General features: G+C 69.0%; 8 protein-coding genes. 6 read left to right on the forward strand and 2 right to left on the reverse strand.

Going from position 1 to position 11959, the window contains the following annotated elements:
- Nucleotides 1-79 precede the first annotated feature (79 nt).
- Nucleotides 80-3145: an alpha-mannosidase gene (locus tag ACYVO6_RS15335; RefSeq protein ID WP_461061457.1), complete on the forward strand. Its 3066-nt coding sequence runs from the start codon at nucleotides 80-82 to the stop codon at nucleotides 3143-3145.
- Nucleotides 3146-3354: 209 nt separating this feature from the next.
- Here ACYVO6_RS15335 and ACYVO6_RS15340 read toward each other — a convergent pair whose 3' ends face one another.
- Nucleotides 3355-3570 (reverse strand): hypothetical protein, encoded by a 216-nt coding sequence (locus tag ACYVO6_RS15340; RefSeq protein ID WP_461061459.1) that lies wholly within the window; start codon nucleotides 3568-3570, stop codon nucleotides 3355-3357.
- A 7-nt stretch (nucleotides 3571-3577) separates the two neighbouring features.
- Here ACYVO6_RS15340 and ACYVO6_RS15345 point away from each other — a divergent pair, with 7 nt between their 5' ends.
- From ACYVO6_RS15345 to ACYVO6_RS15355, 3 genes are all read left to right on the forward strand, one after another.
- Complete coding sequence (locus tag ACYVO6_RS15345; protein WP_461061461.1) at nucleotides 3578-3829, forward strand: hypothetical protein; 252 nt, start codon at nucleotides 3578-3580, stop codon at nucleotides 3827-3829.
- Between the two features lie 2032 nt (nucleotides 3830-5861).
- On the forward strand, nucleotides 5862-6266 hold the full coding sequence (locus ACYVO6_RS15350; RefSeq protein ID WP_461061463.1) for a hypothetical protein: 405 nt from the start codon (nucleotides 5862-5864) through the stop codon (nucleotides 6264-6266).
- Between the two features lie 14 nt (nucleotides 6267-6280).
- Entirely contained in the window at nucleotides 6281-6991 is a 711-nt protein-coding gene (locus tag ACYVO6_RS15355) for an IclR family transcriptional regulator (RefSeq protein ID WP_461061465.1), read from the forward strand.
- A 57-nt stretch (nucleotides 6992-7048) separates the two neighbouring features.
- Here ACYVO6_RS15355 and ACYVO6_RS15360 read toward each other — a convergent pair whose 3' ends face one another.
- The gene (locus ACYVO6_RS15360) at nucleotides 7049-9382 is read right to left on the reverse strand and encodes an FdhF/YdeP family oxidoreductase (protein ID WP_461061467.1); all 2334 of its coding nucleotides are present in this window, start codon (nucleotides 9380-9382) and stop codon (nucleotides 7049-7051) included.
- A gap of 275 nt (nucleotides 9383-9657) precedes the next feature.
- Between ACYVO6_RS15360 and purU the strand changes: the two genes are divergently transcribed.
- Both purU and glyA read left to right on the forward strand, forming a co-directional pair.
- On the forward strand, nucleotides 9658-10530 hold the full coding sequence (gene purU / locus ACYVO6_RS15365; RefSeq protein WP_461061469.1) for a formyltetrahydrofolate deformylase: 873 nt from the start codon (nucleotides 9658-9660) through the stop codon (nucleotides 10528-10530).
- 142 nt (nucleotides 10531-10672) lie between these two features.
- Entirely contained in the window at nucleotides 10673-11959 is a 1287-nt protein-coding gene (gene glyA / locus ACYVO6_RS15370) for a serine hydroxymethyltransferase (protein ID WP_461061471.1), read from the forward strand.

An 11959-nucleotide genomic window follows, 5' to 3' on the forward strand; every position in this document is an offset into this window, starting at 1 on the left:
ACCCGCCGCCCGCGCTTCTACGACCGACGCACCGACCGGGCTCTCCCCCCCCCACTCCCCGTAAACGGAGAAGACAGCTATGCACAGCGACCGCGAAGTGATCGAGAAGCGGCTCGACAGGGTGCTCAACCAGCGCGTCAAGCCGGCCGTACACGCCCGGTCGGTCCCGCTGACGGTCGGGATATGGAACGTCCCCGGCGAGCCGGTCCCGGTCGCCGAGGGCCTGGCCGCCGACTACCGGCCCGCCCGGGTCGGCGACCACTGGGGGCCCGCCTGGTCCACCAGCTGGTTCCGGATCAGCGGGACCGTACCCAGCGAGTGGGCCGGACTCACCGTCGAGGCCGTCCTCGACCTTGGCTTCGGCACCACCGAGCCCGGCTTCTCCACCGAGGGCCTCGTCTACCGGCCCGACGGCACCGCCGTGAAGGCCCTCAACCCGCGCAACACCTGGCTGCCCGTGATCCGGAGCGCCGAGGGCGGCGAGGAGTTCACCGCGTACATCGAGGCCGCCGCCAACCCGGTCGTCATGCACACCAGCCCCGGCGAACTGTCCTTCGGGCCCACCCCGGTGGGCGCCCGCGCCGCCTGGCTGCACGACGAGAACGCCCCGGCCGGCGAACCCCGTTACCGGCTGCGCCGGATGGACCTGGCCGTCTTCGACACCGAGGTCTACGAACTCGTCCAGGACCTGGAGGTGCTGGGCCAGCTCATGCGGGAACTCCCCTTGGAGTCGCCCCGCCGCTGGCAGTTGCTGAAGACCATCGGCCGCTCCCTGGACGCCATCGACCTCCAGGACATCGGCGGCAGCGCGAGCACCGCACGGGCCGTGCTCGCCCCCGCCCTCACCGCGCCCGCGACCGCCAGCGCCCACCGGATCTCCGCCGTCGGTCACGCCCACATCGACACGGCCTGGCTGTGGCCGCTGCGCGAGACGGTCCGCAAGGTGGCGCGCACGGTCTCCAACGTCACGCAACTCATGGACGACCACCCGGAGTTCAAGTTCGTGATGTCCCAGGCCCAACAACTCGCCTGGCTGAAGGTGCAGCGGCCGGAGGTATGGGCGCGGGCCCAGGAGAAGGTCAAGAGCGGCCAGTTCCTGCCCACCGGAAGCCTGTGGGTGGAGCCCGACACCAACATCACCGGCGGTGAGGCGCTGGCCCGGCAGTTCGTGCACGGCAAGCGGTTCTACCTCGACGAGTTCGGCGTGGAGACCGAGGAGATGTGGCTGCCTGACACCTTCGGCTACAACGCGGCGCTGCCACAGCTGATGAAGCTGGCCGGGGTCCGCTGGTTCCTCACGCAGAAGATCTCCTGGAACACCACCAACAAGTTCCCGCACCACACCTTCTGGTGGGAGGGCATCGACGGCACCCGGATCTTCAGCCACTTCCCGCCCGTCGACACCTACAACGCCGACCTGTCCGGCGGTGAACTCGCGCACAGCGTCCGCAACTTCCAGGACAAGGGGGCGGCCAACCGCTCCATGGTCCCGTTCGGCTACGGCGACGGGGGCGGCGGCCCCACCCGGGAGATGCTCTCGCGGGCGGCGCGGCTGAAGGACCTGGAGGGCTCGGCGCGGGTCGAGATCGAAAGGCCCGCCGACTTCTTCGAGAAGGCGCACGCCGAATACCCCGACGCCCCGGTGTGGTCGGGCGAGCTGTATCTGGAGTTCCACCGGGGCACGCTCACCAGCCAGCTCGCCGGCAAGCAGGGCAACCGGCGCAGCGAGCACCTGCTGCGCGAGGCGGAACTGTGGGCGGCCACGGCGGCGGTCCGTGAGGGTATCTCCAACCGGTACTCCTACCCGTACGAGGAGCTGGACCGGCTGTGGAAGACGGTGCTGCTGCACCAGTTCCACGACATCCTGCCCGGCTCCTCCATCGCATGGGTGCACCGGGAGGCGGAGGAGACGTACGCGGAGCTGGCCGAGGAACTGGCGGCGCTGATCGGGCACGCGCAGACGGCGCTGGCCGGGCCGGCAGGCGGCGGCGAGGTCGTCTTCAACGCGGCACCGCACGCGCGAGCCGGCGTGCCCGCGCTGGGCGGCTCCCCGCGCAGCACGTCCGCCGCGCCCCTCGCGCCGGTCACCGAGGGCGACGGCTTCGTGCTGGACAACGGGCTGGTCCGGGTGGTCGTCGACGGGCGCGGTCTGGTCACCTCGGCGTATGACCGCGACGCGGACCGCGAGGCCCTGGCGCCCGGCGCGGCGGCCAACCTCCTCCAACTGCACCAGGACTTCCCCAACGAGTGGGACGCCTGGGACATCGACGCCTTCTACCGCAACACCGTCCGCGACCTCACCAACGCGGACGAGGTCACCGCGACCGGCGAGGGTGTACGGGTGGTGCGGTCCTTCGGGGACTCGCGGATCATGCAGACGCTGTCGCTGCGCGAGGGGACCCGGCGGCTGGACATCGACACCGTCGTCGACTGGCACGAGAAGGAGAAGCTGCTCAAAGCGGCCTTCCCGCTGGACGTGCGCGCCGCGCACTCCACGGCCGAGATCCCGTTCGGGCACGTCGACCGTCCCACGCACACCAACACCAGCTGGGACGCGGCGAAGTTCGAGATCTGCGCGCACCGCTTCCTGCACGTGGGCGAGCGCGGCTGGGGTGCGGCGCTGGTCAACGACTCGACCTATGGGCACGACGTCACGCGGGACGTCCGCCCCGACGGGGGGACGACCACCACGGTCCGGCTCTCGCTGATCCGCGCGCCGCGCTTCCCCGACCCCGACTCCGACCAGGGCACGCACCGGCTGCGGTACGGCTTCGTGATCGGCGCGGAGGTCACGGACGCGGTGCGCGAGGGCTACCGGATGAACCTGCCGGAGCGGGTGGTACCGGGCTCCGCCGAGGTGGCACCGCTGGTCGCGGTGGACTCGGAGGCGGTGGTCGTGGAGGCGGTCAAGCTGGCCGACGACCGCTCGGGCGATGTCGTCGTCCGTCTCTACGAGGCGCACGGCGGCCGGGTACGAGCGTCGCTGACTCCTGGTTTTGCGCTGGAGTCGGCGGTCGTCACAGACCTGCTGGAGCGGCCGGTAACCGACCAGGACAGCTGCGAGGTCACCGAGTCCGGTGACCTACGCCTGCGGCTGCGGCCGTTCCAAATCCTGACCCTGCGTCTGACACCGCACCGGGGCTGAACCGGCGGGACGGCCACGGGTGGGCTGTGGCAGACACGCTTCGGGCGGTGCGGTGCGGGCCCCAGAACGGATCGATCATGCCCCCCCCGAGACTGCTATATCGCGTCAAGCAGCTTGGGGAAGATTCTTCCTTCCGTCGTTCCGTCCGAGCGTTCGAGCATCTTGAAGAGCTGACGGCAGATGGCGCGCTTCAGGCCAAGGCGGTGAAGTTATGGGCTGATGGGTCTTGTCAACAGGATGTCGATGCTGGTGGTGGCCTTGTAGGTGTGGCGGTCGACGCGCAGGCTCTTGTAGGCGTAGCGGGACATTGGGCGCTTCACGGCGCGGGGGCTGAGTCGCAGGCGGCGGGCGGGCGTGAAGTTGTCCAGGACTGCCCGGCCGATGGCGCCCACGAGGTCGATGGTGAGGTCGGCGATCACGCCCACGGCTTGGATGACCTGGTCGCGCGCGGCCTGCAGGGCGATGCTGACCGAGCTGCGCCAGCGCGCTGAGGAGATGGGCCCGCCCCGAATCGGCGTCCACGACCTGCGCCACTCGACGCTGTCCACCACCGTCAATATCTACGGCCACCTGCTGCCCTACGCCGCCCGCGACGCCGTCACCGCCATCGACAAGGCCCTGACCCGCGCCGACCGCAAGCACCGCCACCAGACCGGCCCGGCATCAGAAGACCAGGCGGCCTGAGACCGGCCGCCGGGCGATCACGGGCTGCCATCACGTGTCACACGAACGCAACCAGCGGGTCTGCCATATTCGGCAGACCCGCTGGTGAACACCGTCGGGACGACAGGATTTGAACCTGCGACCCCTTGACCCCCAGTTGGGTGGTCGGTGAGCGGCGTGCGACGGGTCGTTCTTCGAGGTCAGTGTTCAGCGTACTCGGCCGAGTAAAGGAGTCTGTGTACTCAGGCCTTCGCCGGACCGCCTCGTCGACTCACGCACCGCCTTCCGCTCCTCGTGGGGAACCGCAACGAACTCTGCTTTTCCATCGTCGCGCTTCGGCCAAGAGCCAGCAAGTCGGAACATGTATACGGTCTTTGCGCTCTGAGGCGACGCTGGCCGACGTGCCATCGAGACCCACCTGGCGGTCGAATCGTTGAAAGGAACGCCTTCGTCGAGCGCCCTGGCCTCTCACAGCGCCGAGCGCCCTCGACAACCCTCCGAGGTGAAGCGATCCCCAATTGGTGGACACTCTACGCGTTGACTCCAGCCCCGAGTTGGGGTTGCTGGACGTAGTCATCGGCTGCGTGTTCGGCAGACGGATATCACCGATCGCCGCGGGCAGACGCTGCTGTTGAAACCAGACGACCCATTACGCAGTGACGAGCGTGACTTCGGCGAGCTCCTTCCGTGCGCAGCGCAAAGCTGTTCCCCAAAGCGGTTACCGCGGCGAACCAGCTGATCCGGCCGATCGGCACTCAGCAAGATCGAGCGCGCAAGCGCCGGGCCACCCTCGATCTCGAACAGGCCGACGCCTGCACGCCGACACGGCCCACGACTACCGGGACCTATTGAAGATGGTTGCGCTGTGAGCGCGTTGGAGTCTGGATCACCCGCGAGGTCATCGAGTCCGGTCAACGACCGGGCCGCCGCAGGTGGGTGATCGAGTGGGCCGTTTCCTGACCGCCCGGCTCTCGTCGGCTGACTCCTTGCTACGACCACCATCCCCGTAACTACCTGGCCTTCTCGGACCTGCCGCGGCCCCTGCTGCTACACCCGGACTGAGCAAGAAAGTCACTCCACGTGACGTCAGGCATCCAAGTGGCATCATACGGATCGACCAGGACGATCACAGCGCTGAAGCGGCCCACACCGATCGCGGTCGGCATCTGTCGCCGGCCCTCCGGTCCGTGTCCGGACGGCATCTCACGAGCCGACTTGGGGATCAGTCGGTGTTCGGACCCCGGGCCGACCGGTGTCTTGTCCGCAGTCGCGTGACGACAGAAGCCCGGCTCGGCGGCACGCGCCTCAACTGTTCGATCGAGTCGGGTTGCCGCCCCCGCCACTTCGATCAGTCCGGCAAACAGACCCTCCGCTGACGGCATCATGGCCGGGGCCGGCCCCACGGGAGTCATCTCACCGATGCGGCGCGGCAGGCCGAACAACAGCACGCAATGGCCTGCCCGGGTGCAGGTGGCAGCGATCACGACGATGGTGACCAGCGGCCAGCCCTCGATCGGCCCTACCTCCGGGTGGCCCCGTTGGGAAACCGACCAGACGGACGCGAGCCGTTGAGGATGCCGACACCTGACACGGCGCCGACATGTACCAATTCCGGCGCTGCACGGTGGAGCGAACGGCGCGAGCAGGCTGGGCACGCGCCAGCCTGCGAAGGCCCGGTCCCGATGATGCCGTCTTGTCATCCCCCTCCTCCATGCGGTGCGTAGACACCCCAAAAGGCCGGAGTTCGGGGCCGTTTTGGACAACCTGCTGGCAACTTCTTCAGGCCCTGAGCACGTTCAAGATGCGCCCGACAATCGGGATCCTCGATCTACCGCGACACCTACCGAGCCAGCGCCGGGATTCGACCACCCATGCCCCAATTGGGCATGCGTGCGACCTTGTGTGCGCCCTGTCCCCGCCACGTAGCTTCCGGAATTGACGTGTAAAGATCGCGCGAGCGGCAGGGGGCGCATTGAAACCGGCAAGGAAGACGACCGAAGAGGTCCTACAGGATCTCGTGCAGCTGTCGAACGTAGCTGTTCACTCCAATTCGATGCTGGCCGGCAGCGTAGAGAGGGCAGCGGCGAAGGACGACAAGAAGCGGGAGAGGAAGGGCGACTGGCTGCGCCGGAAGGGCGACTTGAGGGCCCTGCCGAGCGCGGAGGCCGGGCAGTCGCTGCAGCTGACCCCGTGGCACGTGCTGCACGATCTCGCCCAGGCCATGGCCCTGTCTCGCCAAGGAGCGGGCCGCGGCCTGGCGGAACACTGGGGAAGCCTTAAGTACAGCCAGGCGCTGGATCCGGTCTCGGGCACCTTCCTGCAGTTGTCGGAGGAAGGCAAGGGTACGGCCCTGGACTACAAACGCCTCCAGTCCCGGGTGACGGTCGTCGACCTCCTGGGAACGCAGGCTCCTCGCACCGGGCAGCGTCTCCGGTGCAGTCGGTCGACCGGGCGGTGACCATCCTCGAGTTCTTGGGTCGCCACGCAGAGGCAGGCATCACGGAGATCGCCGCCGAGCTCGGCGTGCACACGTCGACGGCATCCCGCCTCGCCGGCGCGCTGGAGGCGGGCGGGCTCGTCGAGCAGACGGACGAGCGCGGAAAGTACCGTCTGGGCCTCGGCCTGGTCCGCCTGGCCAGTGCGGCCACGGTCCGCCTGAACCTGTCCCGGCAGAGCCGCCCGGCGTGCGAGCGTTTGGCGACCCAGGTCGCGGAGACCGTCAACCTGGCCATCCCCGACGGGGACGCCGCCATCAACATCGACCACGTTCTCGGCCCCTCGGTCATCACCACGCACAACTGGCTGGGGCGACGTACGCCGTTGCACGCCACCTCCAGCGGAAAGGTGCTGCTCGCGCAGCTGACCGATCATGAGCTGGAGAGCAGACTCACGGCACCGCTGGAGAGCTGCACACCGCACACCGTGACCGACCCCGAGATCCTTCGGGCGCAGCTGAGGCGCGCGCATGCGGACGGCTGCGCCTACACCGTCGAGGAGCTCGAACCAGGTCTGAACGCGGTGGCCGCGCCGGTTTTCGCCTCCCACGGGCAGGTGGTGGCCGCGCTCAGCGCGTCGGGGCCGTCCTTCCGGTTGACCGAGCAGCGGCTGCAGGAGGTTTCCGCCCTGGTGCGAGCCGCGGCCGAGGAGGTCTCGGCCCGGCTCGGCCACCTCGGCGGGGATTGACGCCCGCAGCCGACCGCCGCGCCGCCGCGCGCGTCCCGGCTCGGGAGCGCGAAGGACTCACTGGCTCGCGGGCATCCCGGCGGCCGGTTCCAGCCGCACCACGATGGACTTGGAGGTGGGGGTGTTGCTGATGGCCGCCGTGGAATCCAGGGGCACCAGGACGTTGGTCTCCGGGAAGTACGCCGCGCAGCAGCCGCGGGGCGTCGGGAAGACAACGGTACGGAAGCCCGGTGCCCGCCGCTCCACCCCGTCCTCGTACTCACTGACGATGTCGACGAGGTCTCCGTCGGCCAGACCGCGGGCGCCGAGGTCGTCCCGGTGCACGAACAGCACGCGGCGTCCCTGGTGTATGCCGCGGTAGCGGTCGTCCAATCCGTAGATGGTGGTGTTGTACTGGTCGTGCGAACGCAGCGTCTGCAGCAGCAGCCGGCCTTCCGGTACGCGCAGGGTCTCCAGTGGGTTCACGGTGAAGTTGGCCCGGCCGGTGGCGGTGGTGAAGCGGCGCTCGTCGCGGGGCGGGTGGGGCAGAGCGAAGCCGCCGGGTTGCCGCACCCGGTCGTTGAATTCCTCGAAGCCGGGGATCACCCGAGCGATGCGGTCACGGATGCGGTCGTAGTCGGTCTCGAAGTCCTCCCAGGGCACCCGCCGCGCCGGAACGGCTGATGTTGCCGCGCGGGCTCCGAGGGCGGCCCGGGCCATCCTGCAGATGATCGCCACCTCGCTGAGGAGGTGATCGGAGGCGGGGGCGAGCCGTCCTCGCGAGAGGTGCACCATGCCCATGGAGTCTTCCACCGTCACCAGTTGGGGCCCCGAGGGCCTCAGATCGGCCTCGGTGCGGCCCAGGCAGGGCAGGATGAGCGCCTGTTCTCCGGTGACCGCGTGTGACCGGTTGAGCTTGGTGGAGATCTGCACGGTGAGCCGGCAGCCGCGCAGCGCCTGCTCCGTCACCTCGGTGTCGGGGGCGGCGGCGACGAAGTTGCCGCCCAGCCCCACGAAGACCTTCACCCGGCCGTCGCGCATGGCACGGATGGTCTCGACCGCGTCGTGACCGTGGTGACGTGGCGGTTCGAAACCGAATTCGGCGCCGAGTGCGTCGAGGAAGTCCTCGCTCGGCTTCTCGTGGATGCCCATCGTCCTGTCGCCCTGCACGTTGGAGTGGCCGCGCACCGGGCAGAGCCCGGCGCCGGGACGGCCGATGTTGCCGCGCAGGAGGAGGAAGTTGACGACCTCGCGGATGGTCGGGACGGAATGGCGGTGCTGGGTGAGGCCCATCGCCCAGCAGACGACGATCTTCTCGGCGGCGAGTACCTCCCGGAACGCGGCCCTGATCTCCGCCTCGGACAGCCCGGTGGCCTCCAGGACGTCCTCCCAGGAGGTCTTGCGGGCTTGCTCGGTGAACTCCTCGAAGCCGTGCGTGTGCGAGGTGATGAAGGCGGTATCGAGGACCGTGCCGGGTGCGTCGTCCTCGGCTTCCAGCAGCAGTCGGTTGACGGCCTGGAACAGGGCCTGATCACCGCCCAGCCTGATCTGCAGGAAGAGGTCGGCCAGCTGGGTGCCGCCGCCGACGATGCCGGACGGCCGCTGGGGGTTCTTGAACCGGAGCAGGCCGGCCTCGGGGAGCGGGTTGACCGCGATGACGCGGGCGCCGCGCTGCTTGGCCCGCTCCAGGGCGGAGAGCATCCGCGGGTGGTTGGTGCCGGGGTTCTGGCCGACGACGAGGATCAAGTCCGCCTCGTAGAGGTCCTCCAGGCTGACGCTGCCCTTGCCGATGCCGATCGTCTCGACCAGGGCCGAACCGCTGGACTCGTGGCACATGTTGGAGCAGTCCGGCAGGTTGTTGGTGCCCAGCAGCCGGACGAACAGCTGATAGACGAAGGCGGCCTCGTTGCTCGCCCGGCCGGAGGTGTAGAAGGCGGCCTGGTCGGGGTGGTCGAGGACGGTGAGCTCCCGGGCGACGACCGTGAACGCGTCCTCCCACGAAATCGGGCGGTAGTGGTCGCTGCCCGCGGGACGGTACATGGGTCGGGTGAGGCGCCCCTGCTGTCCGAGCCAGTAATCGCTGCGGCCGGCGAGTTCCTCCAGACCGTGCTCGGCGAAGAACTCCGGGGTCACCCGGCGCAGCGTGGCCTCCTCCGCCACGGCCTTGGCCCCGTTCTCGCAGAACTCCGCACGATGCCGGTGTTCCGGTTCGGGCCAGGCGCAGCCCGGACAGTCGAAGCCCTCCGCCTGGTTGACCCGGAGCAGGGTGAGCAGGCTGCGACGCGCGCCCATCTGGGCGCCCGCGTGGCGCAGCGAGGAGGTGACCGCCGGAATTCCGGCGGCGTAGTCCTTCGGTGGGCCCACCCACAGTCGGGCGTCGCCGGGATCCTCAGCAGGTGCCTTGCGGGTCATCGATGGCGCTCCGCGGTGTGTGGGAATCGGTGGAAGCCGGCCCGCCGTCGGGCTTCACGGGCCACGCCGCATCAGGCGTCGCTGCCCGGGCGACGGTGGCGCGACCACGACAGCGCGTTGCTCATTACGCTGAGAATTTCTCATTACACAACAGGACCAAGAAAGCCCGCCTGGCGGACTTCTGTCAAGACACACCCTTGACCGGACACCCTCCCCCTTGGACCATGTTGCGTATTGCTCGCCTTGTTGCTCATTACGCACCGCTGGAGGATGCCATGCCACCTCGTCCCGACCCCGGTCGCGAGTTCGTCCTCAACCTCTCCTGCCCCGACCAGGCCGGCCTGGTCCACGCCGTCAGCGGCTTCCTTGTCGACCACTCCGGGAACATCCTGGAAAGCCAGCAGTTCGACGACCGCCTGCAGGGCCGCTTCTTCATGCGCGTCCACTTCGACGTCTCCGACCCCGAGACGTCACTGGAGCGCCTGCGCACCGATTTCGCTCCAGTGGCCGAGGCGTACCGGATCGACTGGCGGCTGTGGGACGCGGCCGCCCCCACGCGCACCCTGATCATGGTCTCCAAGTACGGCCACTGCCTGAACGACCTGCTGTTCCGCAAGAGCACCGGCGCCCTCAACATCGAGGTGGCGGCGATCGTCTCCAACCACCGGGACTTCGAGCCGCTCGCACACAGCCACGGCATTCCCTTCCACCACATCCCCGTCACACCGCAGACCAAGGCGGAGGCGGAGGCGGAACTGCTGGAGCTGGTGCAGCGGTTCGAGATCGACCTCGTGGTCCTCGCCCGCTACATGCAGATCCTCTCGGACGACCTGTGCAAGCGACTCGAGGGCCGGGCCATCAACATCCACCACTCCTTCCTCCCCAGCTTCAAAGGAGCCCGCCCCTACCTCCAGGCCCACCAACGAGGAGTCAAGCTGGTCGGGGCCACCGCCCACTACGTCACTCCCGACCTGGACGAGGGGCCCATCATCGAGCAGGACGTCGTCCGCGTGGACCACTCCCACGACCCAGACGATCTGGTCACCATGGGCCGGGACGTCGAGGCCCGGGTACTGGCGCGGGCCGTGCAGTGGCACAGCGAGAGCCGCATCCTGCTCAACGGCCACCACACCGTGGTCTTCCGCTGAGGAGCCGAGGTGCGTCGTCCGGCACAACCCGCACCTCTTCAGCCGGCTCCGCCGCACGATCCCCCACTGTCGAAGCCGCCGCCGACAACTCCCCCGCCGAAGCGTACGGCGCACCCTGCGCCCCAACACTAGGAAGCCGCAGATGACCGTTCTGAACACGTCCCTGCACGAGCTCGACCCCGAGGTCGCCGCCGCGGTCGACGCCGAGCTGAACCGTCAGCAGTCCACCCTGGAGATGATCGCCTCGGAGAACTTCGCTCCGGTCGCGGTCATGGAGGCCCAGGGCTCGGTCCTGACCAACAAGTACGCCGAGGGCTACCCGGGCCGCCGCTACTACGGCGGCTGCGAGCACGTCGACATCACCGAGCAGATCGCGATCGACCGACTCAAGGAGCTGTTCGGCGCCGAGTACGCCAACGTCCAGCCGCACTCCGGCGCCTCCGCCAACCAGGCCGCGCTCTTCGCACTGGCCCAGCCCGGCGACACCATCCTCGGCCTGGACCTGGCCCACGGCGGCCACCTCACCCACGGGATGCGGCTGAACTTCTCCGGCAAGCAGTTCAACGTGGTCGCCTACCACGTGGACGCCGCCACCGGCCTGGTCGACATGGCCGAGCTGGAGCGGCTGGCCAAGGAGCACCGCCCGAAGGTGATCATCGCGGGCTGGTCGGCATACCCGCGGCAGCTGGACTTCGCGGAGTTCCGCCGGATCGCCGACGAGGTCGAGGCGTACCTGTGGGTCGACATGGCGCACTTCGCGGGCCTGGTCGCGGCGGGCCTGCACCCGAACCCGGTCCAGTACGCGGACGTGGTCACCTCCACCACTCACAAGACGCTGGGCGGCCCGCGCGGCGGCATCATCCTGGCCAAGAAGAACTTCGCCAAGAAGCTCAACTCCTCCGTCTTCCCCGGCTTCCAGGGCGGCCCGCTGGAGCACGTGATCGCGGCCAAGGCGGTCTGCTTCAAGGTCGCCGCCTCCGAGGAGTTCAAGGAGCGTCAGCGCCGTACGGCCGAGGGCGCGAAGATCCTCGCCGAGCGGCTCACCGCACCGGACGCCCGCGAGGCCGGAGTCAACGTCCTGTCGGGCGGCACGGATGTGCACCTGATCCTGGTCGACCTGCGCGAGAGCGAACTGGACGGGCAGCAGGCCGAAGACCGTCTCCACGAGGTCGGCATCACGGTCAACCGCAACGCCGTCCCGAACGACCCGCGTCCGCCGATGGTCACCTCGGGCCTGCGCATCGGCACGCCCGCCCTGGCCACCCGAGGCTTCCAGGCCGAGGACTTCGCCGAGGTCGCGGACGTCATCGCGCAGGCGCTCAAGGCGGCTTCTCCCTTCGGGGAGGCCGACGCGGAGGCGCTGAAGGCCCGAGTCAAGGCGCTCGCGGACAAGCACCCGCTGTACCCCGGTCTGAACAGTAAGGAGTGA

The sequence above is a fragment of the Streptomyces pseudoechinosporeus genome, assembly GCF_054783935.1.

Coding starts and splice junctions, on each gene's coding strand:
- purU (WP_461061469.1), top strand. CDS start 9,658: ATGCCACCTCGTCCCGACCCCGGTCGCGAGTTCGTCCTCAACCTCTCC.
- glyA (WP_461061471.1), top strand. CDS start 10,673: ATGACCGTTCTGAACACGTCCCTGCACGAGCTCGACCCCGAGGTCGCC.
- ACYVO6_RS15350 (WP_461061463.1), top strand. CDS start 5,862: ATGCTGGCCGGCAGCGTAGAGAGGGCAGCGGCGAAGGACGACAAGAAG.
- ACYVO6_RS15360 (WP_461061467.1), bottom strand. CDS start 9,382: ATGACCCGCAAGGCACCTGCTGAGGATCCCGGCGACGCCCGACTGTGG.
- ACYVO6_RS15345 (WP_461061461.1), top strand. CDS start 3,578: ATGACCTGGTCGCGCGCGGCCTGCAGGGCGATGCTGACCGAGCTGCGC.
- ACYVO6_RS15335 (WP_461061457.1), top strand. CDS start 80: ATGCACAGCGACCGCGAAGTGATCGAGAAGCGGCTCGACAGGGTGCTC.